Here is a 13,333-nt window from a genome sequence, read left to right on the forward strand (position 1 = left end):
AGAGTTGTTTCAAGGGGCCTGCTGGTCGTGGGTGACGATCGAGGCGAGGAATTCGTCTGCTTCGGTCAGGCCACGGGCGGCCTGCTCGAGAATGGCGCGCGCCTCGGTCTCCAGTGTGCGGCCATGGCAGGCGGCCAGCACACGGAGGCCTTCAATGGTGCGCGCATTCAGGTTGGGAATGCTCAGTGTCTCCATGACGCCACCTTCCGTATGGCATCAATGCTAGACCCGGCCTTCCGCGCTGTCACCGGACCGGATGTTGTTACCGGAGCGGATCGAAGGGCCGGATCTCGTCCGGAACATGCCCGGTGGTGATCTGTTCGGCCAGCAGCTTGCCGGTGGCCGGGCCCAGGACGATGCCCCACATGCCGTGGCCCCCGGCGACGTAGACCCCGGGGGAGCGCGTGGCACCGACCACGGGCAGTCCGTCCGGGGTGACCGGCCGTGCGCCGACCCAGATGTCCTCGAGGTTCTCCAGGTCCATGTTGGTGAACAGCGGCCGTACCGAGGCGAGGATGGCGTCGATGCGTCCGGTCTGCAGCGGTTCGTCCGGGCCGCGGAATTCCATCGTGCCGGCGATGCGCAGCCGGCCCTGGTATGGCGTGCACGCCACGCGGCGGGCGGGGAAGTAGATGGGGAATTCGGCGGGATCATCGGTGGCCACACTGAACGAGTAGCCGCGGCCGGCCTGGATCTGCGTCTTGACGCCGAGCGGCTTGGCCAGTTCCGGCAGCCAGGCTCCGGTCGCGAGCACGACGACGTCGGCGCTCACGGGTTCCTGCCCGGCCCTGTCCACGGAGATCCCCTGCGGTCCGTGGCGCAGCGAGCGGACTTCCCCGCCGGTCAGAATCTTGCCGCCGCGTGCCTCTACCGCTTCGGCCAGGGCCTGCACGAACGGGCCGGGTTCCATGAAGCGCTGGTCTTCCATCTCATAAACCGTGGAGACTCCGGCAGACAGCTGGGGCACCTTGACCTGGGGGTTGTCCAGGCGCTTGAGCGGCACGCGCTGGCCTGCTTTCTCCACCTGCTGGATCTCGTGGATGAACGGGCCGCTTTCCTTTTCCTGCTCGAAGCCGATGATAAAGGGGCCCTTCCGCGTCCACGCGTCCACGCCGTTCGATGTCAGTTCGTCGAACGAGTCCAGGGCCATGCGGTCGATCGGGGTCAGCGCGGCCATCGCCTTGGCCCATGCCTTCGTGTTGGCGTGCAGGCCGAAGCGGGCCAGGAACGCCCAGAGCTTCGGATCCAGCCGGGCCGGGATGTGCAGCGGCGCGGTCGAATCGAGCAGCGCCTTCGGGGCGTAGGACCACAGGGTCGGATCGGACAGCGGCATGGCCATGCCGGGCGTCAGCCATCCGGCGTTGCCCCATGAAGCGCCGGCAGCTACACCGGAGCGATCAAGGATCGTCACCTCGATCCCGCGTTCCTGCAGGTGCCAAGCCGTAGCCAGGCCAACCATTCCAGCACCGACAACGACGGCGGTGCGCGGCGACTGTGCGCGTGAGTACACTTTGTTCTCCCTCAAACTATGACTCGTGCCACATGGCATTGACTCCAGTGTGAACAATCTAAAAACAAGTCGCAATTGAATCGACAATGATTCTGCAGGAAGCTGGATTCATGCCGAGTGATTCAACAAAAGCCGGAAGTTATACTCGCCGGCCGAACAACGTTCGACACGTTCAGCATCCTGTCTTGGACGAAACGGACCGCATCATCGTGCAGTTGCTGCAGGCCGACGCACGCACGCCCAACAACGCCATTGCCGCTGCCGCCGGTATAGCGCCCTCCACGTGCCACGGCCGGATCCGCTCGCTCCAGGAGCGGGGCATCATCCGTGGCTTCCACGCGGATGTGGACCCCGCCGCAGTGGGGCGCGGGCTGCAGGCGCTCATCTCCATCCGACTGCAGGCGGATGCGCGGTCCAACCTCACCCGTTTCGAAAAGTACCTGGCCGGCCTGTCCGCCGTCGAGAGCATCTTCTTTGTCACCGGGGACCGGGACTTCATGATCCATGTCGCCGTCGCCGATTCCGAGGCGCTGCGGGATCTCGTGGCCAACAACCTGAGCCTTCGGCCCGAAGTGGCCGGCACCAACACCACGGTGATCTTCGAATACGTCCGTCCGCCCGGCAGCTCGCTCGCACCCTGACGCAGCCTGGCTCACCCCGCCTATTCGACGCGAGACTGCCGATCATCCGGCTATCCCATGCGCGGGCTCGTGAGCGGCGCTTTCCTGCGTCTTGTTGACATGTCAATGAATCTGCCTCTAGGGTAGTTGAAGAATCAACCAACCGACAGAAGGTAATCATGTCCTGGTTCAAGAACCTTTTCCGCTCGTCCAATGGCCGTCGCTCCGCCGAAACCCCTGTTGAGCAGACTCCCGCCCCGATAGCAGCCGAGGCCGCTCCGGCTCCCGCAGCCGAGGCCGCTCCTGCCGAGCGCGCCGCAGGTCTGCCCCGGATCGCCATCGTCACCGGAAGCACCCGCCCGGGCCGCGTGAACGGCTCCGTGGCCGAGTGGGTGCTGGCCCAGACCGCCGGCCGCACCGACGCCGAATTCGAACTCGTGGACATCGCCGACTTCAATCTGCCGCTGCTGGACGAGCCGGCCCCGGCCATGTACCAGAGCTACCAGAACGAGCACACTAAGGCCTGGTCCGCGAAGATCGCCGAATTCGACGGTTTTATCTTCGTTGCCAACGAGTACAACCACACGGTTGGGCCGGCGCTGACCAACGCCCTGTCCTTCTTGAATGTGGAATTCAACAACAAGGCCGCCGGCATCGTCTCCTACGGTTCCATGGGCGGCGTCCGCTCAGCCGAGCACCTGCGCAACGTGCTCGCCGAACTGCAGATTGCCGTCGTCCGCAACCAGGTGATGTTCTCGCTCTTCACGGACTTCGAAAACTTCGCCGACTTCAAGCCGACCGAGCAGAACGCCGGCACATTGGCTCCCATGGTTGACCAGCTGGTCCCGTGGGCCAAGGGCTTCGCCGCCATCCGCACCGAACTGCAGGCCGTCAGCGCCTGAGCGGGCCCGGTCCAGCAGAATAGCTCCGCCCTGCAGCGCTCGTGAAGCGCGGCAGGGCGGAGTTATTTAAAGTACGACTGTGAGACTTTCTTGTAGCTGGTCTGGGACTGGCTGGCAGGATGGGTACTGGCCGTTCCGCCGGCCATGGATGTGACTCGAGCGTACGTTGACCATGAAGTGTCTTGCCGCCGACTTGTCCATCCGTGGCGCGGGCCGGCCGGACCTGTCCGGCCCACCTCGGTAGCTTGATCAGAAGATTGTCCGCCGCCTTGAGGCGCGTGACCCGTCACAGTGCTGTTCCGATGTGTTTCCTACCCGGACTGGTACCGGCCGACAGCGGCCTGACCATCTCCATCACTGAGGAAAGGTGCCGTGACCGCCATTTCTATCGTCGCGCATTCCTACCCGTTTGTCGTGGGCGTCGACACCCACGCCCGCAATCACGTCTACGCGATCCTTGCAGCCAGGACCGGCGAGCTGATCGATACCCGAGACTTCCCAACGACGTCTGCCGGCATCAACAGGGCCATCGCGTGGGTGGCCCGCCGCACCGACGCAGACGCTGACACGCTGTGGGTGATCGAAGGCGCCGCATCTTACGGAGCCGTCCTGGCCGGCGCTGTCGCCGCCGAGGGTTACCCGGTGGCCGAGGCTCCGCGAATGGACGCGAAGAAACGCCACGGCGTCGGCAAATCCGATGCCCTCGATGCGCACCACATTGCCGCAGCCGCGTTGCCGCTGCCACAGGCGAAGCTATGCCGCCCGAGGCTCAACGAGGGGGTGCGCCAGGCCTTGCGGATCCTGGTCACGGCCCGCGACGCCATGAGCGCCGAGCGCACCCGTTCGGTCAACTCGCTCACCGCACTGCTGCGCACCAATGATCTGGGATTGGACGCCCGCAGGGCACTCTCAGCAGCTCAGATCGCTGAAGCGTCGCGGTGGCGCGCCCGAGAGGAGGAACTGTCCCTGACCATCGCCCGGACCGAGGCAACGCGGTTGGCCAAACGTGTCCTCGAACTCGATGACCAGCTCAAAGCCAATGACAAGCAAGTGACCGAGCTGGTACAGATCAGCGAGGCCGCACCCCTGCTGCATGAAAAGGGCTTTGGGTCCGTCACTGCAGCGACCTGCCTCACCGCCTGGTCCCATCAGGGACGGGTTCGGAACGAGGCGGCCTACGCCTCCCTGGCCGGCGTGAATCCTATCCCCGCTTCCTCAGGAAACACCGTCCGGCACCGCCTGAACCGAGGCGGAGACAGAAACCTGAACCGCGCTCTCCACATGGTCGCTCTCACCAAGATGACCCACGACGAGGAGACCCGGAGATACGTGGAGAAACGGCGAACAGAAGGACGCACCGACCGGGAAATCCGCCGATGCATCAAACGCTACCTAGCCCGACGCGTCCACCGCACGCTCAACGCCGCGAGCCCGTGCCTGAAGAGCGCTTGACAGACATAGAAGAGTCGGCGGGACCAGACCGGGTGATCCCCGTCAGTGGCGTGCAGCGAGGATTTCGGATACCGACAGGGTGAAGGCCGGCACCGCAGCTAGAACGGCCACCGTGATAACAACGCGCCCCGCGACGGTGACCCAAGTCTGGCGCCAGCGAGCCTCCCAGTTTGGCGCGGCCCACCGCACCACTGTCCCCGCCAAGGCTGCCAGGATGATGGCACCGATGACGACTCCCGCTGCGGCCGGGGCCGACAGTAAGAGCAACAGGAGCGAGCCGAGCAGCGGCGCGTAGGCCCACAGGTCGCGAGTGCGGCGCAGCAAGGGGATGGCGCGGCTGAGCCGGCCTGCGGCGGCCGCCACGAGCATGCCATGCAGAACTGCGAGCGGGCCGAAGGCAAGGACGGACAGCCATCCCGGTCCGAGAATCTGGAAGTCGCGGTTGCCTGCGCGGAGTGGTTCAACGGCGGACAGCCCCACCAGCAGCAGAGATCCGAAGACCGCTCCGCCCAGCCTGCCAGAAGGCAGCCAGCGCTGCAGAACCGAATAAAGCAGGGCAGTCGCCAAACCGGCAAACAGCCCGGCGAAGACGATGAAGCCGATCGTGCCGTTGAGCGTGATTTCGCCGATCGTTTCATTGGCCTCGGTCAGGCGTCCCTGTTCCTGCGGTGACGTCGCAGCGAGCAGGCGCATGACCAACCGGCCTCCAGCTCCAGCGAGCAGGATTCCCGCGGTGATGCCCGCAGTCAAGGACACATTCGCCCACCAGAGCGTCCGGCGAAAGGCCTCCCAGAGGGGGAAGCCGCCATTGGTCCGGGCAGGGGGAGTGAGGGCATGGCCGCCCCATATTCCGATGATCAGCAGCCCGGCAAGCGCCAGAAGGCCGCAGCCAACCATGACTAACATGCAGCCAGTATCGGTTGCCGGATGATGGGCGTCCAGAGATATTTCGGTCTAGGTTTTCCTCAACCCGGGCGGTGTAGCCTGATGCTCCGGAGTCTGGTCGGCAAACGGCTGTGCGGGACTGACTGCCGCGCCGCGGCAGTCAGTCCCGCACGCGGGCTACAGGTGGATCTTTACGTCTGCATCCGCACGCAGGTCCTTGACCAATGCCTGCGCTGCTTCGCCCTGTTTCTGGCCCTTCAGCTGCTCTTCGAGAGCCGGCTTGGCTTCCTCAAAAGGTGGAATCTCGGCGCTCTGTCCGCCCTCGCCGCCCTGCTGCTTCATCTGCTCCTGCTGGGCCTTGGCCTGGTCGTAGGCCTTCTTCAGCTCTTCTTCCGTGGGCTTGGTGTCCCCGGATTCTTCGGCAACGAGCGCTTCCACTCTTACCTGCTTCTCGATTTCGGACATGACTGTTTTCTCGTCCATGCCCTGGTCCTTCATGGCAGCCAGGAACTCGTCCTTGCTCTTGAGCTGGCTCGACTTCACCAGCTCGTCCAAGGTGGCATCCACTTCCTTCTTGGATGCCTCAAGGCCGCGGTTGTCTGCTTCCTGGATGAGCAGGACCGAACTGATCATGCCATCGGCGGTCTGCTTTTTGAGCTGGTCCTGGTCAAGTTTCTGCCCGCTCATTTGCGACTGCATGGCCATTTGCTGGAACTGGCCTTCATAGGCGGCGACAAAGTCCTTCTTGGCGATCTTTTCGCCGTTGACTTCCGCCACGACATCGGGAACGCCCTCGGTGTCCGGCTTGGGCATTTCCTGCGCCTCCGGATTTGCGCCTTCGGAGGCGCCGCCGCTCGGGGCCGGTGCTTCCTGCTGGGTGCTCGCGCTGTTCCCGGCTTCTCCGGCCGGGGCACTGCAGGCGGTAACGGCGGAAATCGAACCCGCCACGGCCAGGGCCAAAAGCCACTTCTTGCTGCTCATAAAGTCCTTTCCAACGAAGTTAACCACCGACGCTAACAGGCGCTGGCAAATCCATCTCCCAGCCGGCGTTCAGGAATGGCCGGAAGTCCCCGGCGTGCGGAAGCCATAAAACCGCTACTGTCCGGACCTGTGAATACTGCACAGCGCCCATCCTGCCTACCCTTATTTTTCCGCGCGGACGCTGTTAATGTGGAGGTACCGGCCGCCGTCGGTCATGGCCCGCCGGAATGGATCCAGCCGGAGCCAGACGCGCGGCACCAGGAGGAAGTCATGGCATCAAAAGAAGAGATCCAGAAGGAATCGGGGGACGGGGAGCACGCTCTCGGCGTAACGGAGCCGGGCAAGACGGACAAAGACAGCGACCAGCCCCTCGACGAGGATCTGCCCACCGGGCATCTGGAGGCCACCCCGGAGACGGACTGAGCCGAAAAGAAGCTGCACATGAAGGTGCCCTGTACGGTTCGTGTACAGGGCACCTTCTTTCCGGAAACCGGTCAGGTATTCATTCGTGTATCGCCACGATGCCGGACCATGTACGCAACCCCCAGTCCAGCCAGAACCACGCCGACAATGAAGTGCAGCCAGTTGGTAGCCATGTTGAAGGACAGGAAATTGGCCGCGGACTCCAGGTTGATGATCAGGCCATAGATCCACATGGCCAGATACAAGGCGCCTGCCCCAAGCAGGAAGTCCTTGGCCCCGGTGGCCGTGCGGCTCATGGCCCACCCCGCAGCACCGACCACGATATAGACGATGTTCAGCAGCATGGAGATCTGGAATGCGTTGAAGAGCATGGCCTCGGAACCGGCGGCGAATGCCAGCTGGTCATAAGCCATGGTGATGCCTGGAATGAATCCCAGGACGCCGAGAACAATTAGAACAATGCCCGAGCCCATCGCAGCGTTTCGCACATTTCCACGTGAGACATGTGCATGATGCGCAGACGGTGAAGCGGTGGTCATTTCTCCTCCCAAAACTGTGAGTAACAATTTTTCGCCGGGCGCATACCCGGCTGTTGGTAGGGCGTATCTGACGGAGTACCAGCACTTAAATTCTACTGCTGCAGGGGTGCGAAGCATATGGAAAAGTTGCCGCCGGCAATAACGACGGCGGCTGCCTGGCAGCGGTTCCATCGGTCACCGGCGGCGGACAATCGCCTTGAAGACGGTGGCCAACGGCGTAGGCCATAAGTAGGCTGAGTATTACCAGTGCCGCGGCATCGGGTCCCGGCGCCAACCGCACAAAAGGACATGCTCATGGAAACCTGCGATACCTGCGGCAATTCGTACGACAAGACCTTCACCATCACCAAGGGCGACAAAACCGGCACCTACGACAGTTTCGAATGCGCCATCCACGCTCTGGCTCCCACCTGCGAGCACTGCGGCTGCCGCATTCTGGGCCACGGTGTCGAGGCGGGCGAGCGGATGTACTGCTGTGCCCACTGCGCCAGGGAATCCGGGCACCAGGATGTGGCGGACCGCGCCTGAGGCCAACGCCGGCAGTTGCGCGTTGGAACCGGCCTACTAGTTCGATCCGGCTGAAGACACTGCGGTCATGGTAGTTACGGTGGTGGCAGCCATGATCGCCGAAGAGATGGCGTCCCTGACCGCCTTGGAGGCCCAGTCGCCGTCGGTAATTTCCTTCACCCGTTCCTTAGAGACCGGTCCGAAACACTTCTCCAGGATCTTCGTGGCATCCGCCAGTGCGATGACACTGGCGCTGAAGCCGTCGGGCCGGAGACCGGACAGGACGTTGCCAATCCGTTCGCGCAGCTGCTGCTCCGGGACCGGATCGACTTCCGGGTATTTGACGGTGGGAAAGATCCACAGGATCCTGCCTTCTACGCGAGCCACAATGTTCCGATCGGCGAGCAGGTTGCCGACCAGCTTCTTGGGGGAGCGGCTGGCGAACTTCGTCACCCAGTGATCGGTCTTAAATGGTCTGCGGGCGTCGGCGATGAGCTGGAGGAAAGATCCATAACCGCTTGAACTGTCGTCGTCATATCCGGGCGTAGGAACGACCTTCCGGCCCTGGATGGTGATGGCTCCGGTCAGGGCCAGTTCGCTGAGGATGGCTCCGCCCAGGCCATAGCTAAGGGTAGATCCGTCCAGCATTGCCTTGCCGTCTTGGTCCCGTAGGCAGAGCAGCAGGAAGGCTTCGGGAACACTCAGAGGTGAAGAAGCAACCGGTTCCTGGGCCATGAAGCCAGCTTAGCGGCTGCCTGGCCGGTGCGGGCCGGAAATACACACCAGCTGGCCTTGTACAGGCAATCTTTCCGCGGGGCGGGACCAGCATGGCAAACTGTGCGTATGTCATCCAGCGTAGAGAACGAGGACATCCAGGAGAAGGCCGCCCATATCGGGATGCGCCTCGAGGACAAGTGGCAAAGCTGGCGTGAGCGCAAGGCTCGGGGGCGCGGCGATAATGTCACGGTCCTGCCGTTCACCGGCTACGGAACCAATGGCTGGGTCCGGGTGCTCGGACGCGTAGTGATGGCCAAGGAGGGCGCGTTCGAAAACGGGAAGGTTGCCTCGCAGATTCTGGCGGACGGCATCCGCGGCTGGCGCAACTTCATCAGTCCGCCCGTCGCAAACGCCAAGGTCGTCATCGGCATCAATGGTGTGGAGCATGAAGTCACGGCAGACCGCGGCGGCGTTGTCGATTCGCATGTGCCGGCAGAGCTGCCGGAAGGCTGGACCACCGTGACGCTCAGCTGCGAGGGCTCGACCCCGGTGGAGGCTGCGGTCTACATCGTGCCCTCCGACATCAAGTTCGGCATCCTGTCAGACATTGACGATACGGTGATGGTCACCGCGCTGCCGCGGCCGTTCCTGGCAGCGTGGAACACTTTTGTCCTGGACGAGCACGCCCGCAATGCCACGCCGGGCATGGCCGTCATGCTCGAACGCGTCACCCGGGAGCATCCAGGGAGTCCGGTGCTGTACCTCTCCACCGGCGCCTGGAACGTAGCCCAGACCCTCACACGCTTCCTCTCGCGGAACCTGTACCCCGATGGCGCCCTGTTGCTCACAGACTGGGGGCCGACCCGCGAGCGGTGGTTCCGCAGCGGGATGGAGCACAAGACCAGCCAGCTGATGCGGCTGGCCCGAGAATTCCCCGACGTGAAGTGGCTGCTCATTGGCGACGACGGCCAGCATGACGAAGCCATCTACGCAGGCTTCGCCCAGCGCTATCCGGAGCATGTGGCGGCGATTGCCATCCGCCAGCTGTCCGTCAGCGAGGCTGTGCTGGCCGGTGGGCGTTCGCAGGCCAAGCCGGCCAACGCCACGCCCGGCATCGACTGGATCTACGCGCCCGACGGCGCCGGGATCGCCGCCCAGCTGCACGAGCTCGGGATCATCAACGGCTCCTGAGGATGCAACAGCGGAGCCGGAATCGCTCCGGCTCCGCTGGCGGTACTGCCAAGTTGCGCGCTAGGCGCTGGCTGCCGCTTTGACGCGCTTCGGCGTCGTTGTTGGTGTTTCTTCCACGTCTTCCGGGCGCAGGACGTCGTCGATGATGGCGCCGGCGCCGGCTTCGTCCGTGTTCTCGGACAGGGCGAGTTCGGACACGAGGATCCGGCGGGCCTGTTCCAGCTGGCGCTTCTCGCCGGCAGGGGCTACGCCGGACTGCAAGCGGCGGGTCAGATCACGAACAACTTCGCTGATCTTGTAAACGTCCCCGTTGGTGATTTTTTCCTGATTGGCCTTGAAACGGCGGGACCAGATCTCCTTCTCCGTGGAGACCGGGGTGCGCAAGATGCTGATGACCTTCTGCACACCCTTCTTGCCGATCGGCTGGCGTGCGCCGAGGTCCTTGGCCTTGGCGGCAGGTACCTCGATCATCAGTCCATCGTGGTGGACGCGGAACTGCACGTACTTGGTGTCGGACTCGTTAAAGGAGCGGTTGGTAACGCCTGTTACGGTCACTGCGCCGTGCGGCGGGTAGACAAGACTGTCGCCTACGTTAAGCTTCATGAGAATAATGCCCTTTCATGCCATTATGGCAGATACTGCCACATTGGCAGGAGGTGGGCAAACGTGGGATATCCTAGAAACCGGCCGGCGCCATGGGAAGTCCGGGATGGCACCGGAAGGGACGAAAGAGGCGGATGAGGGTCAAAAGCGCAGAAACACGGGCGACGGCGGACCATCCGGCTGCCGTTTCACCTGGTTTGAGGGAGCGCCGGCGGCTGCAAACGCGGGCGGAAATCACCGATGCTGCACTGCGGCTGTTCGCGGAGGGCGGAGTGGCCAGCACTACCGTGGACGATATTGCCGCGGCGGCCGGAGTCTCGGCGCGGACCTTCTTCCGCTATTTCGCCACCAAGGAAGAAGCCGCTTTGCCGGTCCACCAGGACTTTAATGAAGCCATTGCCGCAGGTCTGCCCTCAGTGGATCCGCTGGGCGATGTCCGCGATGAGGTAGACCGGCTCTACGCCCTGACCGTCCTGCCCTACACCGATAATGATTCCCCGTCTGCCCAGCGGATGCTGCAGGTCAGCCAACTGATCCGCAAGGAACCGTCGTTGCGTTCGGCCCAGGTGAGGCAGACGGTGGAACGGACCGAGGACCTGATGGCTGCCCTGAGCGCAAAGTTCGGTCCCGAACGGGCCGACCAGATGGAACTGCGGCTGGCCATCGACATTTCCGGGGCCGTGGCCCGCGCTGCGCTGGACACCTGGGTAGGCCTGCTGGAGGCGGGAAAAGCGGCGGACCTGGCAGAGATTTACGGCCAGGCGCGCGCTTTCGCGCGTTAGCGGCAGGACCGGCGGCAAAGCTGGCAGAATGACGATCATGCGAGCTGCCGAGAAAGCCCTCGACCTGCACATCACTATTGCTGGCACGGAACCTGAGATCTGGCGCGACCTGCGCGTGCCTGCTGCGATCATGCTCACGGACCTGCACAAGGTCATCCAGCGGGCGTTCGGCTGGGACAACCGGCATCTGTACATGTTCCGAAGTTCCAATGCCGCGGGCGAGGAGCGCCGGTTCGCCAGCAACGAGGAAACGATCATCGAACTGGAAACCGAGCCGGCAGCGGTCTTCACCCTTGAGGATGTGTTCAGCTCCAAGAGCACCGAGCTGGTTTACGAGTACGACTTCGGCGATAGCTGGCTGCACGAGATCAGCATCAGCGGCCATGCCGTGGCGCCCGCGGGCCAGCTGACCTGCATCGCGGGCGCCAACCGCGGCCCGGTCGAAGACTCCGGCGGAATCGGTGGCTACCGGGAGCTGTGCGAGATCCTGCTGGACCCGAACCACGAACAGCATGACGGCCTGGCCAAGTGGTACTCCTGGGTTACCAACAAGCCTGCCGCACAGTTCGATCCGCAGGAATTCGACCTGGAGAAATGCAACCGGAGCCTCGCCCGGCTAAGTCCCCAACTCGGGGACGCAACGCCGACGCCTGAGGAAATGGCCGCCGTCGTACTTCCCGCAAAGTGGCTGCTGCAGCGCGTCGGCGCGGACGGGCTCGAGCTGACCAAGGATGGTTACCTCAAGCCCGCCATTGTTGCCGAGGTGATGGCCAGCCTTGCCTGGGAAAAGCGCTGGTACGGCAAGTTCAACCGGGAATCGCAGACACTGCCGGTTTTGGACTTGCGTTCTGCGCTGCAGGAATGGGGCCTGCTGCGGAAATACAAGGGAAAGCTGCTGCGGACCCCCGCGGGACGCAAGACGTACGACGACGACGTGCGGCTCTGGAGCCACCTCGCCGACCGTTTCGCGAACCCGCGCACTCCGGCGGAGAAAATGGTCCGGAGGGTCCTCGTCCTTTGGCTGCTGGAGGACCGCGTGCCGTCTTACGACATGCTTGGTGAAGCCGTATCGCAGACGTTGATGAGCGTCGGGTTCCGGATGCCGGACGGCGCCGCTATCCCCGAGCATGATGGGCGGTACCTGTACAACGAATCGCGCCTCATGCTGAGCACCCTCGGCGTTTTCGAAGAGGGAGATTATTTGCTCAGTTCCCCGTCGCCCAGCGAGGCCGGCATCAAGTTCCTGCTGGAAGTCCAGCGGCGGCAGAATGAACATCATGAAGACTGACACCGAAACGGGTGGGAAGCGGCTGAGCTGTAACGTCCCCATGCGCTGGGGCGATATGGATGCCTACGGGCACATCAACAATGTGGAGATCCTGCGCATCCTCGAGGAGGCGCGCATCCACGCTTTCGGCCCGCCGGCGGGGACAGGCGGGCCGGGGCTGGATGTGGACCTGCCTGTATTTTCCGACCTGCCCGATGGGGCCCAGGCGCTGGTGACCGAGCATCGGGTCAAGTATGTGCGGCCGCTGAACTACCGGAATATTCCGGCGCATGTAGAGGTCTGGGTCAGCGCGTTGAAGGCGGCCAGCCTGACCATCGCCTATGTCATTAGCGACCCGGTGACGCAGGACGAGTGCGTCCGGGCCGAGACAACACTGGCGTTCTTCAACGAGGCGGAGCAACGGTTACTGCGTGTTACGCCGGAGCAGAAGTCCCGCCTGCAGCCGTTCGTAGGCGAGGCAAACTTCCGCTGAGCAGGGGCTATGTCCGTGTCGGGCCAGTCCGTGTACACTAGGTCACAGTTGTAGTGTTGCGCATGTACTTGGAACGGCGAACCCAAAGGGCTAGCCGTTTTTTCTGTAGAAGCGGACAATGGACACCGCGACTGGGGCTTCCCGAAGGTCGGGAACAGTCTCAAACAGAAGGATGCATAAAAATGGCAACAGGTACCGTCAAGTGGTTCAACGCTGAAAAGGGCTTCGGATTCATCCAGCCCGACGACGGCAGCGCAGATGTTTTCGCGCACTTTTCTGCGATCAATTCGGGTGGCTACCGGTCCCTCGAAGAGAACCAGAAGGTTAGCTTCGAAACCGAGCAGGGCCCCAAGGGACCCCAGGCAGTAAACATCACGGTCCTCTAAATAAGGATCTGAGGCTTACGGGCCAGGAAACAGGACGGGATTTCCCGTCCTGTTTCTGTTTAAGCAGCCGGATCG

Annotated in this window: 17 protein-coding genes; 10 read left to right on the forward strand and 7 right to left on the reverse strand. The window is 63.3% G+C overall.

The window, feature by feature from the left end:
- Positions 1 to 9: 9 nt before the first annotated feature.
- Positions 10 to 195, reverse strand: a complete 186-nt coding sequence (locus AC20117_RS11205) for a FitA-like ribbon-helix-helix domain-containing protein (RefSeq protein ID WP_074699663.1) — start codon at positions 193 to 195, stop codon at positions 10 to 12.
- A gap of 67 nt (positions 196 to 262) precedes the next feature.
- Positions 263 to 1,510, reverse strand: coding sequence for an NAD(P)/FAD-dependent oxidoreductase (locus AC20117_RS11210; RefSeq protein ID WP_074699662.1), 1,248 nt, complete (start codon positions 1,508 to 1,510; stop codon positions 263 to 265).
- 185 nt (positions 1,511 to 1,695) lie between these two features.
- Between AC20117_RS11210 and AC20117_RS11215 the strand changes: the two genes are divergently transcribed.
- The 3 genes from AC20117_RS11215 to AC20117_RS11225 all read left to right on the forward strand — a co-directional run bounded on the left by AC20117_RS11215 (position 1,696) and on the right by AC20117_RS11225 (position 4,484).
- Positions 1,696 to 2,151, forward strand: coding sequence for an Lrp/AsnC family transcriptional regulator (locus tag AC20117_RS11215; protein WP_236777275.1), 456 nt, complete (start codon positions 1,696 to 1,698; stop codon positions 2,149 to 2,151).
- 158 nt (positions 2,152 to 2,309) lie between these two features.
- Positions 2,310 to 3,032, forward strand: a complete 723-nt coding sequence (locus tag AC20117_RS11220) for an NADPH-dependent FMN reductase (protein ID WP_335643718.1) — start codon at positions 2,310 to 2,312, stop codon at positions 3,030 to 3,032.
- Positions 3,033 to 3,404: 372 nt separating this feature from the next.
- Positions 3,405 to 4,484 carry an IS110 family RNA-guided transposase gene (locus AC20117_RS11225; protein ID WP_083339531.1) on the forward strand — a complete coding sequence of 360 codons (1,080 nt, stop codon included), beginning with the start codon at positions 3,405 to 3,407 and terminating at the stop codon, positions 4,482 to 4,484.
- Between the two features lie 42 nt (positions 4,485 to 4,526).
- On the opposite strand, the gene AC20117_RS11230 is transcribed toward AC20117_RS11225, so the two are convergent.
- Together AC20117_RS11230 and AC20117_RS11235 are read right to left on the reverse strand one after the other, a co-directional pair.
- The gene (locus tag AC20117_RS11230; protein WP_074699661.1) at positions 4,527 to 5,390 is read right to left on the reverse strand and encodes a hypothetical protein; all 864 of its coding nucleotides are present in this window, start codon (positions 5,388 to 5,390) and stop codon (positions 4,527 to 4,529) included.
- Between the two features lie 156 nt (positions 5,391 to 5,546).
- Positions 5,547 to 6,350: a SurA N-terminal domain-containing protein gene (locus AC20117_RS11235; RefSeq protein WP_074699660.1), complete on the reverse strand. Its 804-nt coding sequence runs from the start codon at positions 6,348 to 6,350 to the stop codon at positions 5,547 to 5,549.
- A 270-nt stretch (positions 6,351 to 6,620) separates the two neighbouring features.
- Between AC20117_RS11235 and AC20117_RS23295 the strand changes: the two genes are divergently transcribed.
- A complete protein-coding gene (locus AC20117_RS23295; protein WP_158300456.1) occupies positions 6,621 to 6,773 on the forward strand; it encodes a hypothetical protein in 153 nt (50 codons plus the stop codon).
- Positions 6,774 to 6,844: 71 nt separating this feature from the next.
- On the opposite strand, the gene AC20117_RS11240 is transcribed toward AC20117_RS23295, so the two are convergent.
- Positions 6,845 to 7,261 carry a DUF4383 domain-containing protein gene (locus AC20117_RS11240; RefSeq protein ID WP_335643724.1) on the reverse strand — a complete coding sequence of 139 codons (417 nt, stop codon included), beginning with the start codon at positions 7,259 to 7,261 and terminating at the stop codon, positions 6,845 to 6,847.
- Between the two features lie 345 nt (positions 7,262 to 7,606).
- Between AC20117_RS11240 and AC20117_RS11245 the strand changes: the two genes are divergently transcribed.
- Entirely contained in the window at positions 7,607 to 7,840 is a 234-nt protein-coding gene (locus AC20117_RS11245; protein WP_074699658.1) for a metallothionein, read from the forward strand.
- Positions 7,841 to 7,876: 36 nt separating this feature from the next.
- On the opposite strand, the gene AC20117_RS11250 is transcribed toward AC20117_RS11245, so the two are convergent.
- The gene (locus AC20117_RS11250; protein WP_074699657.1) at positions 7,877 to 8,554 is read right to left on the reverse strand and encodes a GOLPH3/VPS74 family protein; all 678 of its coding nucleotides are present in this window, start codon (positions 8,552 to 8,554) and stop codon (positions 7,877 to 7,879) included.
- Positions 8,555 to 8,662: 108 nt separating this feature from the next.
- Between AC20117_RS11250 and AC20117_RS11255 the strand changes: the two genes are divergently transcribed.
- Complete coding sequence (locus AC20117_RS11255; protein ID WP_074699656.1) at positions 8,663 to 9,727, forward strand: App1 family protein phosphatidate phosphatase; 1,065 nt, start codon at positions 8,663 to 8,665, stop codon at positions 9,725 to 9,727.
- Positions 9,728 to 9,787: 60 nt separating this feature from the next.
- Here the strand turns inward: AC20117_RS11255 and AC20117_RS11260 are convergent, their stop codons facing one another.
- A complete protein-coding gene (locus tag AC20117_RS11260) occupies positions 9,788 to 10,330 on the reverse strand; it encodes a CarD family transcriptional regulator (protein WP_074699655.1) in 543 nt (180 codons plus the stop codon).
- Between the two features lie 134 nt (positions 10,331 to 10,464).
- On the opposite strand from AC20117_RS11260, the gene AC20117_RS11265 reads away from it, so the two are divergent.
- The 4 genes from AC20117_RS11265 to AC20117_RS11280 all read left to right on the forward strand — a co-directional run bounded on the left by AC20117_RS11265 (position 10,465) and on the right by AC20117_RS11280 (position 13,258).
- A complete protein-coding gene (locus AC20117_RS11265) occupies positions 10,465 to 11,112 on the forward strand; it encodes a TetR family transcriptional regulator (protein WP_158300457.1) in 648 nt (215 codons plus the stop codon).
- 28 nt (positions 11,113 to 11,140) lie between these two features.
- Positions 11,141 to 12,400 (forward strand): plasmid pRiA4b ORF-3 family protein, encoded by a 1,260-nt coding sequence (locus AC20117_RS11270; protein ID WP_074699654.1) that lies wholly within the window; start codon positions 11,141 to 11,143, stop codon positions 12,398 to 12,400.
- Positions 12,390 to 12,872: an acyl-CoA thioesterase gene (locus AC20117_RS11275; protein WP_074699653.1), complete on the forward strand. Its 483-nt coding sequence runs from the start codon at positions 12,390 to 12,392 to the stop codon at positions 12,870 to 12,872. Before AC20117_RS11270 ends, AC20117_RS11275 begins: the two co-directional genes overlap by 11 nt.
- Before the next feature lie 182 nt (positions 12,873 to 13,054).
- Positions 13,055 to 13,258, forward strand: coding sequence for a cold-shock protein (locus tag AC20117_RS11280; protein ID WP_074699652.1), 204 nt, complete (start codon positions 13,055 to 13,057; stop codon positions 13,256 to 13,258).
- The last annotated feature ends 75 nt before the right edge of the window (positions 13,259 to 13,333 follow it).

Origin of the sequence: Arthrobacter crystallopoietes, assembly GCF_002849715.1 — a bacterium.
GTDB lineage: Bacteria > Actinomycetota > Actinomycetes > Actinomycetales > Micrococcaceae > Crystallibacter > Crystallibacter crystallopoietes.

Excerpts from the sequence above, each read along its gene's own strand:
- AC20117_RS11205 (WP_074699663.1), bottom strand. The coding sequence starts at position 195 with ATGGAGACACTGAGCATTCCCAACCTGAATGCGCGCACCATTGAAGGC.
- AC20117_RS11220 (WP_335643718.1), top strand. The coding sequence starts at position 2,310 with ATGTCCTGGTTCAAGAACCTTTTCCGCTCGTCCAATGGCCGTCGCTCC.
- AC20117_RS11230 (WP_074699661.1), bottom strand. The coding sequence starts at position 5,390 with ATGTTAGTCATGGTTGGCTGCGGCCTTCTGGCGCTTGCCGGGCTGCTG.
- AC20117_RS11235 (WP_074699660.1), bottom strand. The coding sequence starts at position 6,350 with ATGAGCAGCAAGAAGTGGCTTTTGGCCCTGGCCGTGGCGGGTTCGATT.
- AC20117_RS23295 (WP_158300456.1), top strand. The coding sequence starts at position 6,621 with ATGGCATCAAAAGAAGAGATCCAGAAGGAATCGGGGGACGGGGAGCAC.
- AC20117_RS11245 (WP_074699658.1), top strand. The coding sequence starts at position 7,607 with ATGGAAACCTGCGATACCTGCGGCAATTCGTACGACAAGACCTTCACC.
- AC20117_RS11250 (WP_074699657.1), bottom strand. The coding sequence starts at position 8,554 with ATGGCCCAGGAACCGGTTGCTTCTTCACCTCTGAGTGTTCCCGAAGCC.
- AC20117_RS11255 (WP_074699656.1), top strand. The coding sequence starts at position 8,663 with ATGTCATCCAGCGTAGAGAACGAGGACATCCAGGAGAAGGCCGCCCAT.
- AC20117_RS11260 (WP_074699655.1), bottom strand. The coding sequence starts at position 10,330 with ATGAAGCTTAACGTAGGCGACAGTCTTGTCTACCCGCCGCACGGCGCA.
- AC20117_RS11265 (WP_158300457.1), top strand. The coding sequence starts at position 10,465 with ATGAGGGTCAAAAGCGCAGAAACACGGGCGACGGCGGACCATCCGGCT.
- AC20117_RS11270 (WP_074699654.1), top strand. The coding sequence starts at position 11,141 with ATGACGATCATGCGAGCTGCCGAGAAAGCCCTCGACCTGCACATCACT.
- AC20117_RS11275 (WP_074699653.1), top strand. The coding sequence starts at position 12,390 with ATGAAGACTGACACCGAAACGGGTGGGAAGCGGCTGAGCTGTAACGTC.
- AC20117_RS11280 (WP_074699652.1), top strand. The coding sequence starts at position 13,055 with ATGGCAACAGGTACCGTCAAGTGGTTCAACGCTGAAAAGGGCTTCGGA.